General features: G+C 68.5%; 13 protein-coding genes, 1 tRNA gene, 1 pseudogene and 1 riboswitch. Of the genes and pseudogenes, 7 read left to right on the top strand and 8 right to left on the bottom strand.

All coding sequences use genetic code 11. The features are described from left to right. Positions 1–270 precede the first annotated feature (270 nt). From CXP56_RS05615 to CXP56_RS05605, 3 genes are all read left to right on the top strand, one after another. Positions 271–2124: a DUF8508 domain-containing protein gene (locus CXP56_RS05615; protein WP_286900210.1), complete on the top strand. Its 1854-nt coding sequence runs from the start codon at positions 271–273 to the stop codon at positions 2122–2124. Positions 2125–2165: 41 nt separating this feature from the next. Beyond that, positions 2166–2333 (top strand): hypothetical protein, encoded by a 168-nt coding sequence (locus CXP56_RS05610; protein ID WP_156899297.1) that lies wholly within the window; start codon positions 2166–2168, stop codon positions 2331–2333. A gap of 227 nt (positions 2334–2560) precedes the next feature. Continuing rightward, positions 2561–3139 (top strand): snapalysin family zinc-dependent metalloprotease, encoded by a 579-nt coding sequence (locus tag CXP56_RS05605; RefSeq protein ID WP_028848385.1) that lies wholly within the window; start codon positions 2561–2563, stop codon positions 3137–3139. Between the two features lie 142 nt (positions 3140–3281). Here CXP56_RS05605 and CXP56_RS05600 read toward each other — a convergent pair whose 3' ends face one another. After that, entirely contained in the window at positions 3282–3899 is a 618-nt protein-coding gene (locus CXP56_RS05600; protein WP_286900208.1) for a GNAT family N-acetyltransferase, read from the bottom strand. Beyond that, positions 3900–3989, bottom strand: a tRNA-Ser gene (locus CXP56_RS05595). 398 nt (positions 3990–4387) lie between these two features. Between CXP56_RS05595 and CXP56_RS05590 the strand changes: the two genes are divergently transcribed. Further along, positions 4388–5542: a methyltransferase domain-containing protein gene (locus CXP56_RS05590; RefSeq protein WP_156899295.1), complete on the top strand. Its 1155-nt coding sequence runs from the start codon at positions 4388–4390 to the stop codon at positions 5540–5542. Between the two features lie 347 nt (positions 5543–5889). Then, on the top strand, positions 5890–6312 hold the full coding sequence (locus CXP56_RS05585; RefSeq protein ID WP_286900205.1) for an SsgA family sporulation/cell division regulator: 423 nt from the start codon (positions 5890–5892) through the stop codon (positions 6310–6312). A 785-nt stretch (positions 6313–7097) separates the two neighbouring features. Here CXP56_RS05585 and CXP56_RS05580 read toward each other — a convergent pair. From CXP56_RS05580 to CXP56_RS05570, 3 genes are all read right to left on the bottom strand, one after another. Beyond that, complete coding sequence (locus CXP56_RS05580; RefSeq protein WP_286900203.1) at positions 7098–8918, bottom strand: CocE/NonD family hydrolase; 1821 nt, start codon at positions 8916–8918, stop codon at positions 7098–7100. Positions 8919–8997: 79 nt separating this feature from the next. Beyond that, positions 8998–10569, bottom strand: a complete 1572-nt coding sequence (locus tag CXP56_RS05575) for an acyl-CoA synthetase (protein ID WP_286900202.1) — start codon at positions 10567–10569, stop codon at positions 8998–9000. A 35-nt stretch (positions 10570–10604) separates the two neighbouring features. Continuing rightward, complete coding sequence (locus CXP56_RS05570) at positions 10605–11543, bottom strand: NAD(P)H-dependent flavin oxidoreductase (RefSeq protein ID WP_028848382.1); 939 nt, start codon at positions 11541–11543, stop codon at positions 10605–10607. 208 nt (positions 11544–11751) lie between these two features. On the opposite strand from CXP56_RS05570, the gene CXP56_RS05565 reads away from it, so the two are divergent. Further along, positions 11752–12927 carry a TetR/AcrR family transcriptional regulator gene (locus tag CXP56_RS05565; protein WP_286900198.1) on the top strand — a complete coding sequence of 392 codons (1176 nt, stop codon included), beginning with the start codon at positions 11752–11754 and terminating at the stop codon, positions 12925–12927. 4 nt (positions 12928–12931) lie between these two features. Here the strand turns inward: CXP56_RS05565 and CXP56_RS05560 are convergent, their stop codons facing one another. From CXP56_RS05560 to CXP56_RS05550, 3 genes and pseudogenes are all read right to left on the bottom strand, one after another. After that, a complete protein-coding gene (locus CXP56_RS05560) occupies positions 12932–13246 on the bottom strand; it encodes a DMT family transporter (protein ID WP_028848381.1) in 315 nt (104 codons plus the stop codon). Between the two features lie 10 nt (positions 13247–13256). Then, positions 13257–13319, bottom strand: a riboswitch (guanidine-III (ykkC-III) riboswitch). A 62-nt stretch (positions 13320–13381) separates the two neighbouring features. Then, a pseudogene (locus CXP56_RS05555) lies at positions 13382–14467 on the bottom strand (aminotransferase class V-fold PLP-dependent enzyme); the annotation flags it as partial. A gap of 141 nt (positions 14468–14608) precedes the next feature. After that, positions 14609–15370 carry a Clp protease N-terminal domain-containing protein gene (locus CXP56_RS05550; RefSeq protein ID WP_051310332.1) on the bottom strand — a complete coding sequence of 254 codons (762 nt, stop codon included), beginning with the start codon at positions 15368–15370 and terminating at the stop codon, positions 14609–14611. Between the two features lie 183 nt (positions 15371–15553). Between CXP56_RS05550 and CXP56_RS05545 the strand changes: the two genes are divergently transcribed. Next, positions 15554–16747 carry a Vgb family protein gene (locus CXP56_RS05545; RefSeq protein WP_156899293.1) on the top strand — a complete coding sequence of 398 codons (1194 nt, stop codon included), beginning with the start codon at positions 15554–15556 and terminating at the stop codon, positions 16745–16747. Positions 16748–16784 lie beyond the last annotated feature (37 nt).

The raw sequence follows: 16784 nt of genomic DNA, 5'->3' as shown, positions 1-16784 counted from the left end.
GGCTGACCCCGGGCGGCCGACGGCCTGCGGACTGATCCCGGATAACCAGCCACCGGGAGCTGGCCCCGGGCAGCCAGCCACCCGCGAGCCAATCCCCGGATAACCGGCCACCTGCGAGCCAATCCCGGGCAGCCAGCCGCCTGCGCGCCGATCCGGGTGGGCCGCTGCGTGCTGGCCGATCCCCCGCGCGAGGGCGTCACGGTCTTCCCTTGATCAACCTTTTGGGGGACGATCACGCCGTCACATCGGCATGACGAACAGGGGATCACCGTGACTCTCACCGGACGTAGGCGCGCACGGATCGTGGCGCTGTCCGCCGCCTCGCTCGTCGCCCTGACCGCGATCGGGGTGGCCGTACCCGCGACGGCGGCTACCCAGCCGACCCAGGCCACGATCGCGGAGATCCAGGGCATCACCCGGGTTTCGCCCTTCGACGGCAAACAGGTCACCGGCGTCAGCGGCATCGTCACCGCGATCCGTTCGTTCGGGTCGGCACGCGGATTCTGGTTCCAGGACCCCACGGGCGACGGCGACCCCCGCACGTCCGAGGGCTTGTTCGTGTTCACCGGCAGTGCCACGCCGAACGTGCGAGTCGGCGACGCGGTGACGGTGTCCGGCACAGTGAAGGAGTTCTATCCCACGAACCCGAGCGATTCGCCGTTCCAGTCGACCACCGAGTTGGTCGACGCCAGCTGGACGGTCACGTCGTCCGGCAACGACCTGCCGGAGGCGGAGAAGATCACCCCGGGCACCGTGCCCGCCACGCTGACCGCGAAGCCGGGCGGTTCGATCGAGCCGTTCGCACTGCGACCCGACCGCTACGCCCTGGACTTCTGGGAGAGCCGGGAGGGCATGCGGGTCGCTGTGTTCGACGTGCCGATCGTCGGGCCGACCACGGCGTACAACGAGTTGTTCGTCACCACCGAACCCGACAAGTACCGGAGCGCCCGCGGCGGGGTCCGGTACACCGGCTACGACGCCGACCCGACCGGGGTGCTGAAGATCGAGTCGCTGATCCCGTTCGCCGAGCGGCCGTTCCCCGAGGCCGACACCGGCGACACACTCGCCGGGGAGACCTCGGGGGTGATCGAGTACGACCAGTTCGGCGGCTACACGCTGATGGCGACCGAGCTGGGCGAGGTCGAGCCGGGCGGCCTGCAGCGGGAAGTCACCCGCAAACAGCGACCCAACGAGCTGGCGGTGGCCAGCTACAACGTGGAGAACCTGGATCCGTCCGACGACCAGGCCAAGTTCGACGCGCTGGCGAAGGGGATCGTGGAGAACCTGGCCGAGCCGGACATCGTGACGCTGGAAGAAGTCCAGGACAACAACGGTCCCCAGGGGGTCGGTGACGGAGTCGTCGCCGCGGACCAGACGTTGAACAAGTTCGTCGACGCCATCGTGGCGGCAGGCGGCCCGCGGTACGCATGGCGGCAGATCGATCCGGTGGACCTGGCCGACGGCGGTGAGCCCGGCGGCAACATCCGGGTGGCGTTCCTGTTCAACCCGAAGCGGGTCACGTTCGTCGACCGGCCCGGCGGTGACGCCACCACGCCGGTGCGGGTGGTCGGCGGGAAGAAGCCACGGCTGTCGATCTCGCCCGGCCGGATCGACCCGAACAACCCCGCGTTCACCGACAGCCGCAAGCCGCTGGCCGGGGAGTTCCGGTTCCGGGGCAAGACCGTGTTCGTGGTGGCCAATCACTTCGCCTCCAAGGGCGGCGACCAGCCGGTGCACGGACGCTTCCAGCCACCTGCGCGGGTGTCCGAAGAGCAGCGCATCGAGCAGGCGAAGGCGGTGCGGGCATTCGTGGACGAGATCCAGCGGCGTGACCCGTTCGCCAGCATCGTGGTCGCCGGCGATCTGAACGACTTCTCGTTCTCGCCGACCCTGCGGGTGCTCACCAAGGACCGGGCCCTCACCGACCTGGTGGAGATCCTGCCGCCGGAGGAGCGCTACACGTACGTCTTCGACGGCAAGTCGCAGGTGCTGGACCACATCCTGACCTCGCGCGGGTTCAAGTCGGTGGCGTTCGACATCGTGCACATCAACGCCGAGTTCCACGACCAGACCAGCGACCACGACCCGGCGGTGGTGCGCCTCAAGCCGGGCGGGAGGAAGTAGGCGGCTAGGGTTGCCGTGGTCGACGGAACTGGAGGGAGCTCATGAGCGACAAGCCGACCGGGCGCGAGCACATCGATCTGACCCGTGACCCCACGCCCGGGGTGGCGGACCACGCGCTGCCCGAAGGCGCGGAGCGCCACCCGCTGATCGACCTGAGCCGGGACCCGAACCCCGGAAAGGCCGACCACGCGCTGCCGGACGACGAGTAGAGCGTCACGACGAAGCCGGGGCTCGCACCATGCGGGCTCCGGCTTCGTCGTTTCCGGCGGAAGTCGGTTGCTGCCCGCGTGAGCGGTTGATGTCGCAATGCGTACCGGCCAGGGCGGACTGCCCGACGAAAGAACGTGGTCGGCGGCATCGTGCGGGTGCTACCCCGGAGGAGATGGTTGCCGTCGGTTGTCGTGCCTAGTCGTCTCACCGGGAAAGCGAGGAAGGCATGGTCGCTCGCACATCGATACGCACGCTCGTCGCCGCGGCAGCCATGATCCTGCCGCTGCTGGCCACCGCGCCCACGGCCACCGCCGCGCCGGCCGGCCAGGCGCCAACCCCCCGCGCGCCGATCACCATCACCTACGACGCCAGCCGGGCCCCCGAGTACTACGACGCCATCACCCGGGCCATCGCGATCTGGAACGAACACCTGGAGAACGTGCAGATCGACGAGGCGGACCCGGGCGACGACGCGGAAGTCACGTTCGTTGCCGACCCGGGCTGGCCGCGCGCCGAGTTGGGCCCGGCGATGCCCGGCGAGCACCTGACGGTCTGGATGGGCAAGGAAGCCGTCGACCAGGGGCACCACGTCGTCCGCATCGCAGCGCACGAATTCGGCCACAGCCTCGGCCTACCGGACATGAAGCCGGGCCCGTGCTCGAGCCTGATGTCCGGAAGCACGGCCGGTGTCGACTGCACCAACGCCGTGCCGAACGCCGAGGAGATCGCCCTGGTCGAGGAGAACTACGCCTCCGCGGCGCAGCGCCGGTACGCCGACAAGGGCAAGATCCTGGTCGACCGCTGACCCTGCGCGGTCGAGCTACCAGCCCAGCCTGCCAGGGAACACAGCCCGCCCCGGCGGCCTCTGCACGCAGGGGCCGTTTGCGGCGCCGGTGACCGCAGATCGGGTGTCGCCCCGACGGCCCCTGCACGCACGGGCCATTTCGTCATGGGCGGCGTGCCTGCGCCCGGTTCCCCGGTACGCCGTCCAGCCATGCGTAGACGGCAGCGGGCTCGGCCTGCCCCTCGCCGTAGTGGTGGCAGACGCCGCCCAAGTGCTGTGCACCAAGACTCTCGTAGAGCCGGATTGCGGCTTGGTCCTTCATCATGACGTCCAGCGCCACGGAACAACCGAGCCCGGACGCATGGCTCAGCGCGTCAGTCACCAGCCGCCTGCCCGCACCGAGCCTGCGGGCGGCCGGGTCCACGAACAGCCGCGCCAGGATGGCCAGCCGGGAAATGTCCCGACCGGTTCGTCCGCGCCACGATCGCACCACATCGTCGGACGCCATGGCGCGCAGGAGCATCACGTGCCCGACCGGCACACCATCCCACTCGGCCGTCCAGCTGCCCAGCTCGTTCGGGGCGCGCAACCACGCGATCGGATCATCGACGCCTTCGACCGGATACCCATCCCGTTCATGTACGCGGACGAGGATGTCTGCGAGCGGACCGATGTCATCGTCCCTGCGGGGACGAACGACGACTGCTGGCGTCGCGCCAAGCCCGGAAAGCCGAACGCCGGACCGCCCGCGTCCGGGCTGTCCGGCGTTCGTGCTGGCCACTGGCGGAGGATACGGGATTCGAACCCGTGAGGGCTGTTACACCCAACACGATTTCCAATCGTGCGCCTTAGGCCGCTCGGCCAATCCTCCGCGCACGAGGGTACCTGACCAGCGGATCTGGGGACGCACCGGGGCCGAGGCGGCACGATGGCCGTCCCGACTGGCCGCACTGCTTCCTCTCGTCACCCTCGGGCTACCCGCCCTCGCACTCACACCTGGCTGCCGTCAGGCCGCTGGTTTCCTTACGGACGGCGTCTCACTCAGTGCCGAAGCCACATCGCCGGTGATCCACCTGACCGCGGTGCCGACACGGTCGTCCCGCGGTGTTCGACGACTGGAGGGGAGACAAGTCGTTGGGAAAACACGACAAAGACCGTGACGGTCACGGTGTCCCGCAGCCTGATCGCTGGGAGAATTGGGGCGACAAATGCGACCAGAACAAGCATGAGAATGGCGACGAGTCCACCAACGACAAGTAGGTGGGACTGATGCGCGACTGGCGCGACGTTCTTACGGTTCCGCGTGACGCTTTTGTCCCGTCGCTCGTGTGGGTGGATGATCCCCGCAGCGACGGATTCGTTGCGATCGCGCGCGAAAAGTCAGAGTCTGAGTGGCGAGCGCTGGTCGACTCCGACGTGCCCATCGTCACGCAGGTGGACGACGGCGCGACCACAGCCGAGCAGGTCGGATTGCGGCCGACGAGTTCGTGCAGCCAGCCGTCCATCGTCGCCGCCATGCTTGAGGCGCTGGATGTTCGCCCCGGCCACCGCGTGCTGGAGATCGGCACCGGGACCGGATGGAACGCCGCGCTCTTGGCCGAACGCGTGGGCGAGCGCGGGAAAGTCACGTCGATTGAGATCGACCCTGCGGTAGCTGACCACGCTTGTCAAGCTCTCGGAAGAACGGGCCACCGGGTGCAGGTGATCGTCGGCGACGGAACCCTCGGCTATTCGCCTGGGACACCGTACGACCGCATCATCAGCACCGCCTCCGTGGCGCGGATCCCGCGTATGTGGATCCAGCAAACACGACCGGGCGGCGTCATCGTCACGCCATGGGGAACCGACTTCGGCGACGACGCCCTGACCCGACTGACGACGCGCGACGACGGGTCAGCCGTTGGCCGATGCGGTCGCAACCTGACCTTCATGCGGGTGCGCAGCCAACGCCGCGATTTCGTGGACCCGAGCGAAGAAGAGCTGGCCTCCGCCCACGTGTCGTCGACCGAACGGACGGCACGTGAGCTGTTCGAGATGGTGGAGTTCACGCACGCAGCGTTCACTATCGGGCTGCGGGTGCCCCACTGCTACTACACCGTCGAAGACGTCTCCACAAACCGCCGGCACATCGAGCTCCACGATGTCCGCACACGGTCGTGGGCGCGGGTCACGATGCTTCGCGACCATCATCCGTGGCGTGTGCAGCAGTTCGGACCGCGACGCTTGTGGGACGAGGTCGACGATGCCTACCGGTGGTGGGAAGGAAAAGGACGCCCCGCCGCGGAGCGATACGGCATCACCGTCGAACCGGACGGCACTCACAAGATCTGGCTCGACGACCCCGCTTCGCCGCAGCAATGGGTGCTGCCGAGTTCGTCAGCGCCGCGTCATACGGCGCCCATGATCCAGCGTGACGACAGCTGACCCGAGCACGGCCCTCCACTGCCTGCCGACGGCCAACGATCGGTCGTCGGGGGACATCCCTACCGGCGAGCCCGCCGATCGATCAGCTACTCCCGTCCGCCCAACCGACGGCCGCTGAGCTGGGGAAAGTCTTGCGACGGAGGATCTTCCGACACCCGTACCGAGCACCCGGGCAAACCCTCCGCCGGTGGGGATCCCCTCATGCGGCCGAGGGAAGTCCCGCGCACATCAAGCGGGATGGCACGCGAAGTCGAAGGGCCAGCACGCCTGATTTCTTGACAACGATCCGCGAACTTTGTCTTGTGCGGCACCCCTGCCGCCGACAACGACTTCGTCCGGAGCCACCAATGATCTTCGAGCACGACATCCGCAAAACCCTCGACGCGCAGGTCACGGTCAACGGGTCCACGCCGCGGCCCATGGACGTCCAGTTCCGGTACAGCCCGGAAGACCCGTACGCACTGTGGATGGTGTTCCCCACCCAGACGTGGTGCTTCGCGCGGGACTTGCTGCTGGACGCCTTGGACGGTGTCCCGTCCGGCAAAGGCGACGTCCACATCCACAGCGAGGACGACAAGCTGTGCGTCCACATCAGCTCGCCCGACGGCCGGGCGCAGATCCGCTTCCCCCGCAGCGAGGTCGCGGCCTTCGCCGCCGGTAGCACCGCCTTGGTCCCGCGTGGCGCCGAGACGGACTACCTCGACCTGGACGCCGTTCTCGCCAAGATCTTCGCCTCGTCGGCCTCGGCCGACTGGACGCCGCAGCGCTAGGTAGCCGGCTGAACGCCCCAGCCCCAACGACCGCAGCCTCCACCACCGACTTCCCCCGACAGCGCTCCCTCCCGCGCGCGTGCTCCGCGAGGCTCGTGATGATCCTTCGACCCCAGCCCGGGCCTGGTTCGCTCCCTCAGCCAAGGCCCGGGCTGACCCTTGCTCACGGCACCACGGGGCACCGCCTCACCGGCGAACCCGAGCATCAGGCGAGCCGGGTGCGCCACGTCGGCAGCGCTCGGCTCCATCAGCGGCTCCCGAGCCGCGGCCGATGGACGTCCAGTCGGGCGCCCGGCGGAACGACCGGCACGGCGACCGGTGGGGCCACCCGTTCGGCATCACCGACAAAGGGCACGCCGGTCGCCCCGGTTCGTGGTGCCGCGGCAGACGACGAGCGTGCACCACCACCCGGACACTCCGGCCCGCAACACCACGGCAGACCACGAAAGCCCTGCCCGCCCCGCAGGTGATGCCGACCCGGGCGCCGTCGACGGGCGTACACACCACCCGGACACCCCGGCCCGCAACACCACGGCCGTTAGCAACAGGACCACGACCGCCGACACCGTCGACGCGTCGGACCGACGGCGTCGGCGGTCGTCCGGATCGAGGCGCTCGGCGCCCGAGTGCGGGTGGCCCGGCGTACCGGACCGCACCACGACCCGCCCGGTGGCCGGGTCGACGCGCACCGACGACCCGGCCCCGGCTGGGCGACCTTCCGCACCCCTGGGCACCGAACGCCTTGCCGGCACCGCCACCCGTCGAAGGGCGGGCAACCGCTCCGGCTAGTGCGGCCGCACCGGCACCTCCACGAACGTGGGCGACGCGCCGGAGCGATGCACGGTGTTGAGCGCGGGGGTCAGGTTCGGCAGTGTGCGCGGATCCGCGGACGCGATCTGCAGGCCGATCCGGTGCCCCTTCTTGAACAGATAGGACGTCGGCCAGACGTCGATCTCATACGTCACCGTCTTGCCCGGGGGAATCGGAACCGGATTGCGGTGTCCGTTGCGGTGCGTGCCCTTCAACCAGCCGGTCTCGACGAGGTTCCAGTACCCCGGCTGCGGAACCACCGACCCGTCCGGGTAGACGTCCACCAAGCGCACCACCCAGTCGGTGTCGGTGGCCGTGCTGGACGCCCGCAGGGTCACCTTGGGTTCGCCCGTGACCTCGACGTCCCGATCCAGAACCGGACCCACGTAGGTGACCGAGTCGGCCGCGTTCAACCGCTGATCGATCTGACCGGTCGGATTGTTGAACGCCAGCAGCGTGGACGTGTCGTCGGTGATCGGCTTGCGTGGCATCAGCAGCGGCACCCGCTGGTTGAGGAACCCGTTCTGCGCACCGAGCCGGCTGCTCACCGGTGTGTAGAGGTAGCTGTCCGACCCGCCGTTGCCTTGCGGCGGCCGTTCCGACAGGCGCCCGGTGGCCGGCTTCAGCGGCGCACCGCCGTCGGCGTAGAGCCGCTTGACGTCCACGTCGGACGGCGGCCAGCTGGTGGCGGTCCGCCATTCGTTGGCACCGCGGACGTAGTAGCGGACCGGCGCGTTGGCCATCTCCTCGGCGATGCCGTTGTCGCGCTTGCCCTTCAGCCAGTAGTCGTACCAGCGCAGTGCCTGGTGAATCGGGTCGAAGCCGGGCTGGGTGCTGTGCCCGTTGGCGCCCAGCGTCAGCATCTTGTGCTTCGAGCCGACCTCCTGGAACAGGCGCACGTTGCCCAGGACGAAGTGGTCGTCCCAGTTGCCCCACGACCACACCGGGATGGTGATGTCCTTCACCTCGTAGACGAAGTTGTCCCAGTAGGAGTCCTTGGTGGGGTGGCTGTACCACTCGAGCAGGAACGGCGGCGGCGCCTTGAGCTCGGTGACCCGCTTGAGCATGGTCTCCAGCAGGTAGTTCGCCTCGTCGACGTCGTCGGGGATCCCGTTGCCCTGCCACGCCCAGATCCCTGCGGCGAGCCCGGCGATCAGGGCGGCCTCCCCGGCGGCCGGCATACCTCCCCGGTACATCGTGTCGCGGTAGAAGTCCTGGAACGCGACCGCCGGGATGATCGTGGTCAGGTGCGGCGGCTTCTCCGCCGCGGTCCACAGCTGGGCGATCCCGTTGCCGGAACCGCCGAACATGCCGACCTTCCCGGTCGACCAGGGCTGCTTGGCCAGCCATTCCACGGCGTCGTATCCGGATCGGCCGAGCCGCTTCTTGTCCCAGGTGAAGTGCCCCTGCGAACCGCCAGCACCGGGCATGCTCACGTGGGCCACGACGTAACCGCGGCGAACGAACTCGTCGAACCGTTCGGCCAGGTTGAACCCGAGCACCGTCCACAATGGCTGCATGACCGGGGCGGTGGTGCGTTCCCAGGTGATCGCCGGGAAGTACGTGTAGTGCATGATCACCGGGAACTTGCCGTCGACCGGTTTTCCGTGGGCGTCCGCCGGCCGCAGGATGTAGGCCTTGAGTTTGTCACCCTCCCGGTCGGTGATCACCGTTTCGAATTGAGCGACGCCGGCGTATTCCTCGGTCGCCACACCGGCTTCCGCAGGATGGACCGCGGCCACCGTGCCGGCACATGCGAGAACGGCGATGGCAACCGCCGTTGCCAACCGTTTCATACGACGAAAAATGGACACAAATACCCCCCGTGGGTAAATGAAATGACGAGCCAATCGAACCGAAAGAATGGTTTACCGGTCAGGAAACCTGCCTGGTCCGGCCGACCCAGTACGGCTCGCGCAATTTCTTCTTGTCGACCTTCCCGGAGGCGTTGAGTGGAAGCTGGTCGACGAAGTTCACGGTCTTCGGCGCCCAGGCGCCGCCCTTGCGTTCTTTCACCATCGCGACGAGTTCGTCAGCAGTCACCGTGGCCCCGTCGCGCCGGACCACGAACGCGGTGACCGCTTCGCCCCACTGCTCGTGCGGCACCCCGATCACCGCGCACTGAGCCACCGCCGGGTGCTCCTGCAGGATGTCCTCGATCTGCCGGGGGAAGACGTTCATGCCACCCGTGACGATCATGTCCTTCTTGCGGTCGACGATGTAGACGTAGCCGTCCTCGTCGACGTAGCCGATGTCGCCGGAGTGGACCCAACCACCGCGCATCGCCTCCGCGTTCTTCTCCGGGTCCAGGTAGCTGACCATCTGGCCTTCCTGCCGCGCGCAGATCTCACCGATCTCCCCCGGCGGCAGGATGTTGTCGTGTTCGTCCTGGATCGACACGTCCACGTGGAACATCGGCCGGCCCGCGGAGCTGAGCCGCTTGATCCACTCGTCGCTGTCGACCCGGTGCTCCTCCTTGCGCAGGCACGTGGTGAACCCCGGTTCGCTGCCTGCGTAGGTCTGCACGAAGATCGGTCCGAACACCTCCAGCGCCTGCTGCAGCCGCTCGGGCGCCATGGGCGAGCCGGCGTAGACGACAGTTCGCAACGAGCTCAGGTCGAAGTCGCCGAGCCGCGGGTAGTCCAGCAGCATGTACAGGATCGTGGGCACCACCGCAGTGGCCGTGACCTTTTCCTGCTGGATCGTGGTGAGGAACTTCTCGATGTCGAAACCGGGTAGGACGACGTTCGTGCCGCCGCGCATGAACGTGGGCACCAGGAATATCTGAGTGAAATGCGTCAGCGGAGCGACGTGCGCGAACACTTCACCCGGCCGGGTGTCGCCGATCTCCAACCCGGCGGTGATGACGTAATGCGACCAGGAACGGTGCGATTGGATGATTCCTTTCGGCACCCCGGTCGTGCCCGACGTGAATGCCACGTACGCGATGTCGTCCGGGGTGATCATGGCCGAGAAGTCGTCCGTCGGCTGGTTGCTGAAAACGTCGTCGTAGTCGGCTGCCTCGACGGCAGAGTCGCCTTCCGGGGAACCGAGCCGGACGAGGTGCTTCAACTCGGGTAGGTCCGCCCTGATCTTGCTGATGGCGTAGTCGAACTGGGCGTGGTAGATCAGCGTGGACGCGTGCGACTCGCGCAGGAAATAGCGCCAGTCGTCGATTCCGGAGCGAGCCGGCATCTGCACCAACGTCGCCCCTCGGCGCCAGATGCCGAACAGCGTCGGGACGAGCTCGAGCGAGTTGGGCAGCAGCATGCCCACCCGTTCCCCGTGCGCCACCCCGAGCGCGGCGAGTCCGTGAGCGATGCGGTTGGTCCAGTCCCTCATTTCCCGGTAGGTGATGCGCCGGTCGCCTTCGACGACCGCCGTCCGGTCCGGGTAGTACGCGCACGCTCGATCGAACACCCGGGTCAAGTTGCCCCATGTCGACACGACAACCACTCCTCACCGTTGAGGAGCCGCCTGCGTCACGGCATCGTGCCGAACGCGGCGGCTCTGGCCGACTGATATTCCTTGCGAACGCTCTCCACCAGTGCGGCGACCGGGCGCACCCGGTCGACCCCGGCCACGCTGTGACCGGCGGCCCACGGTTCGCGGTCGCCGAGCAGGGAGGAAAAGGTGAAGGTGCCGGACGCCCCGTCGCTGCGGCCGAGATGGTCCGTGTGGCGCTCCCACCACGAGCGCAGCAGGTTGGCCGGCAGGCCGGTGGCGGCCGTGGTCTGCACGACGTCGTCCATGCCTGCCGCGACCACGGCATTGCGATACGCGTCGCTCGCCCGGCTCTCGGTGGTCGCGATGAAGGCGGTCCCCATGTAACACAGGTCCGCCCCCAGCACCTCGGCCGCGAACACGGTGGCACCGTCGGTCACCCCACCGGCCAGCACCACCGGGCCGGCGAACTCGCGCCGGACCGCCCGCACGAACGCCAGCGGGTTCAACCACCCCGTCTGTCCACCCGCCCCGGCCGTCAGCAGCACCAGTCCGTCCACACCGGCCGCAAGCGCGCGTTCGACGTGCCGCATGGTCGCCACGTCGGCGAGCACCAGGCAACCGGCGTCGTGCAGCGGGCCCACGACCGGGACCGGGGAGCCGACGCTGGTGATGACCACCGGCACTCGGTGGCGGATCAGGCACGCCATGTCTTCGTCCAGGCGATGGTTGCTGCGGTGCACCACGAGGTTGGCGGCGAACGCAGCCGCGGCACCCGACCCCTCGGCCACGTCGTGCCGGATCCGGTGCAACCAGGCGTCCAGCTCGTCGGCGTCGCGCGCGTTGTGGGTGGGGAACGCACCGATGACGCCGGCTCGACAGGCCGCGACGACCAGTTCCGGACCCGACACCCGGGTCATGGGCGCGGCGATCACCGGCACCTCGAGCCCCGACCGCAACACCGCCGGCAACGCCATTCCCGACTCCTCAAGCTACTTGTCGGTCGTCTTCAATGGAGCGAGTCGATCACTTTTACGTGCTAGGATGAGTCATAAGTAAATCACGAGTCGTATGACGTGGACAACAGATCGACCATTCGGGTGATCTCCGGTCGATCTGGCAGACTCGTCGACGTCGACAGCCGCGCCGGACGCCGCGGGCGGCTGAAGTCGGAGGGGGCGAGATGTGACGAGGGCTCACCAAGGCGTCCGCCGGCGGCCCCGGAACCGGAAGGCGCAGATCGTCGCCGCCGCGGCCGACGTCTTCTACCGGGAAGGCTTCCACCGGGCCGGCACAGCACAGATAGCGTCAGCCGTGGGCATCACGGCCGGGGCGTTGTATCGCCACTTCCGCAGCAAGCAGGATCTGCTGGCGGCGGCGATCATCGACGTCTTCGACCGTGCCACCGCCGACGTCGGCGAGGCCGAGTCGATCGAGGACGCCGTCGCCCGGCTGGCCCGCAGCGGGACGGAACGACGGCCCGCAGGCGTGCTGTGGACACGGGAATCCCGCCACGTCGGCGACGAGCAACGGGCCGCCATCCGCGAACGCTGCTTCGCGGTCATCCGGCGACTGGTCGCCCTGCTGCGGCAGGACCGGCCGGAGCTGTCCGCCCAGGCCGCCGAACTGCTCGCCTGGGCCACCCTGGCGGTCCTGACCAGCTTCTCCTACCACACCACGGCGGCCAAGCCGGAACGAATCCGCCTGCTGCTGCACCGCATGGCCACCACCGTCGTCGACCACACCCCGGCGGCAGATCTGGACGAACACGTCGGCACGGCGCCACCGGCCGCGCCGGGACTGGCGGCGGGTTCCCGCCGGGAGTCCCTGCTCGCCGCCGCCATCCGGTTGTTCCACGAGCGCGGCTATCACGACGTCAGCATCGAGGACATCGGCGCCGCGGTCGGGATCGCCAGCGCGAGCGTCTACAACCACTTCGCGGTCAAGTCGGACCTGCTGGTCGCCGCGCTCGTCCGGGGTGCGAGCACGTTGCAGCTCGGCATGTCGCACGCGCTCGCCCAGGCGGGCGACGCCGAGGAGGCGATGCGCCTGGCGATGCGTTCCTACGTGGACCTCGCGCTCAGCCACCACGAGCTGTTCGGCGCCCTGGTGACCGAGGTGATGAACCTCCCCGACGAGCAGCGACACGAGATCCGCCGGTTGCAGCGCGACTACGTTGCCGAGTGGGTGCGGCTGCTGCAACAGGTCAGGTCCGATCTGACGGAGACGGAGGCACGGTTCTTCGTGCACGGCGGACTGACCACGGTCAACGACGTGTCGCGCACCAGCCACCTGCGGGGTCTGTCGAACATCGACCGAGCGCTGCCGGAACTGGCCCTCGCCGTCATGCTGCGGTCGTGAACGTTCAGTGGGTGAGCTTGAGCCCGACGACGCAGCCGATCAGGCCGCACAGCAGCAGGATCCGCAGCCAGCTGATGCTTTCGTCCCCGGTGATCATCCCGAAGATCACGGTCAGCGCCGCCCCGATGGAGACCCAGACGGCGTAGGCCGTTCCGGTCGGGATCGACCGCATCGCGTAGGCGAGCCCCGCCATGCTGGCGGCCAGTGCGACGACGAAGATCACCGACGGCCACAAGCGGCTGAACCCGGCGGACTTGCCGAGTGCGACCGCCCAGACGGACTCCAGCGCGCCGGACAGCACGAGGACCAACCACGCCACGACTGCTCCTACCGGCCGTCTTGTCGCTCTCCGGGTACGGCTCCCTCGTCCGGCGGCCACGACGTGGCCGTACGTCAACGGTAGCGACGACCACGGCGCACCGAACGCGGTGGCCCGATCTCAGCGGGCGCGGCTCAGTGCCGCTTCGACCATCTTCACCGCCTCCGGTGAGGTCGAAGCGTGCGCGGACAACCGGACGTGGGGTCCACGTACCGACACCGTGATGCCCTCGGCCGCCAACGCGTCGGCGACTTTCGGTGCCGGACGGCCAGGCACCTCGAACACCAGGATCCCGGCGCGCCGTTCTCGCTCCGACACGATGCGCGCTCCCGCGCCCTCGAGCACACTGTCGAACTCCCGCAAGCGCTCCTCGATTCGGGCCGCGATGGCGCCTACCCCGGCGAGCTCGACCAGCTCCAGAGCGGTCGCCAGCATCCCCGCGGACACCGGGCTGAGGTAGGTCAACGACCACGCCTGCGCCGTCGGCAGCGGCTCGTGCACCCGGTCGTCGAACACGTCGGCGTCACGCGCGCCGGTCCAGCCGGACAACACCGGCTGCATCCGCTCCAGCGCTCGGTCGGACAACACCGCGAACCCGGTGCCGTGACCGGCCCGCAGCCACTTCTGCCCGCCGCTGACCAGGACGTCCGCCACCTCCCACGGCTCGTCGACGACCCCGAAACCCTGGATGGCGTCGACCACCAGCAGCCGGTCGCCCACCACGTCACGCAGAGCCGCCAGATCCGCTCGGTAACCGGTGCGGAAGCTGACCGCGCTCACCGACACCACCGACGTCTCGGGCGTGATGGCCGCCCGGACCCGCTCCGGTGTGACGGGTCCGGGCGGCATCCAGCGCACCCGGGCCAGCCCCAGCTGCTCCGCCCGCACCCACGGATACAGATTCGCCGGGAACTCACCGGTCGAGACCAGCACTTCGCCGCGCGCGAGGTTGAAGGCCGTCTGGAACAGCGCGGTGCTCGTGTTGGGCTCCAGCACGACGTGGTCGGCGTCGGTGCGGCAGGCTCGCGCCACGGCTTGCTTCGCGCGCGACGCCTCGCGGTTCAGCAGGGTGGTCACGGTCCCGGGCCCCGGCTTGGCCAGCTCTTCCAGCAAGCTGGCCGCCGTGGTCCGGACGGCCTTCGACAGCGGCCCGACCCTGGCGTGGTCCAAATATCCGACGGGCTCGGTGAACTGGTTCAGATACTCCGGTGAGATCGCCACACGGCCACGATAGGCCCCGCGACGCCGAGGTCCGGTGACGAATGCCCCATGCCGCCCGGCCGCCTCCCGGCCACCCTGAGCGCTCGCCACGGCACGGCTCGCCGGATTCGGACCCTGTGACCTCCAACGCCCGGCCGCCGCTCAGCTCGGCGTCGCCGGGGTGTTGTGGTAGTCGATGATGAACGTCTTCGCGGCCTGCGGGTCGATGCCCAGCTCGACCAGCACGCGCTGACCCGCCGCGTGCTCGATCATCGCCAGCATGATGTGTTCGGTCCCGACATAGCCGAGGCCGGCTTCCGGCGCGGCCAGCTCCACGGCCTGCTTCAGGATCTTTCGCACCGGCTCGGAGAACGGGACCGGCTCCGGTGGCTGGGCGGCCTGGGGCGCAGGCAACGCGGCTTGCACGGCCTGCCGGGCCGCCTCGAGCGCGAAGCCCTGGGTGGTGATGGACTGCGCGGCCAGTCCCTTGGGCTCGGCGAGCATGCCGAGGACCAGGTGCAGGAGGCCGACCTCGCGATGACCGGCCTGACGCGCCGCCTTCCGGCTCGCGGCCACCACGTTGCAGGCACGCTGGGTGAACGCCTCGAACTCCTCTTCCGGATCGGCCTTGGCTTCCTGCAAGGCCAGCTTCGCCTTGAAGCGCTTCTGCACGGCCTGCTTGGAGACTCCGAAGGCCTTGCCGATTCGCAGCCACGACGCCCCGGCGCGCCGGGCCTCGATCAGGAAGTGCGTGACCACGCGTTCGCCGAGATCCTCCAGGTCCTTCGAGATCCTGGTAGCGGCAGCGAGCCGGTCGAGCGGATCGTCGTGCTCGTTCGCGATGTGCTCGACGAGGTCGTCGAGTTCGATCGGGGCACCCGCTTGCGCGGAGTGCGGTCGTTGTCCATGGAATCCTTCCGACATTCGTCAACCGTAAGTTGACGAACATTCAGCCGTCAACTCCAGGTTGACCCTCTCGCCCCACGCCTCGCCCGATCGGGTATTACTCCAGTCCGCGATATCACTTCATTCGAATATCTAGTATTAGAGTTCCGGTCCAATCCAGTGTGGCACCAGCCACCGGAAGGACCGCAGAGAGGAACCGCTGTGAGCTCGAGGACGAGATCGAAGCAGCGCCTGCTGACCAAGCCACGTCGGAGCGTGCTGGCGCTGGCCGCGGTCGGCGCGATCACCGCGGCGGCCATGCCCGCCGCCGAAGCCGCACCCCAGGCCGGCGACAACCCCATCGTGGAGTATGGCCCGGTGCCCGCCAGCCTGCCGATCGGTGGCGTGTGCGAGGTGGAGTACCACAACGGCAAGTTGTGGATCGAGCAGTACCTCAGCAGCGAAATCACGTCGTACGACCTCGCCACCGGGGAGTACGAGTCGTTCCCGACACCGCAGCCGCTGTCCGTGCCCGGCGGGATGGACATCGACGACAAGGGCAACTACTGGATGCCCGGCGTCACCAACAACAGCTTGATCAGGTTCAGCACCGACACGGGCACGTACAAGCAGTTCCCGTTGCCGTGGAACAACGCGTTCAGCACCACCATCGGCAAGACTCCGGTGAACGTCGGCACCGTGCTGTCCAACGACGTGGCCATCGGCCCGGACGGCGCCGTGTGGTTCACCGCGGGCGGGCTGAACTCGATCGGCCGTTTCGACCCGGAGACCGAGACCTTCTCCCGGTACAAGGTTCCCGGCGAGATCGGCGGCCAGGTGCATTCGTTGTTCGGCATCATCAAGCCGGGTCCCGGCCGCACCGTGGTGTTCAACATGCCGCAGATGAACAAGATCGGCACCATCGACGTGGACACCAAGGAGATCAAGCAGTACACGATGCCGACCCCGCTGTCCTGGCCGACCGGCATCCGCACCGCTCGCGACGGCACGATCTGGGTCGGCCAGGGCCTCGGCATGAACTTGGCCCAGGTGTTCCCGGAGACCGGCAAGGTCAAGGAGTACCCGCTGCTCGGGCCGGACGGGCTGCTCACCAGCGTGATGAAGAACCTGGAGATCGGCAGCATCGGCAACCCGCTGCCGATGCTCGGCCCGGTCGTCGAGGGCCGTGACGGCAACATCTACGCGATGGTCGCCTTCGCCAGCCCGGCCCTGCTGGGCAACCAGGTGCTGAAGTTCGACCCGAGGACCGGGGAAGCCACCATGTGGCCGACGCCGAGCCCGGTCTCCTACCCGTGCGACATCAACCCGGGCAAGGACGGCACGCTGTGGTTCGGCGAGCTCGTCTCCCAGAAGATCGGACGAATCGACGTGCCCGCCCCGTCGGAAGCGCAGTAGTCACCTGTCCCCCGAACCGCCGGGCCCGCCCCCCCCC

The sequence above is a fragment of the Thermocrispum sp. genome, from assembly GCF_002919275.1.
GTDB classification, from domain to species: Bacteria; Actinomycetota; Actinomycetes; order Mycobacteriales; family Pseudonocardiaceae; genus Thermocrispum; species Thermocrispum agreste.
Note: the sequence above shows the minus strand (reverse complement) of the source record. Positions and strands in the feature narration are given on the sequence as shown.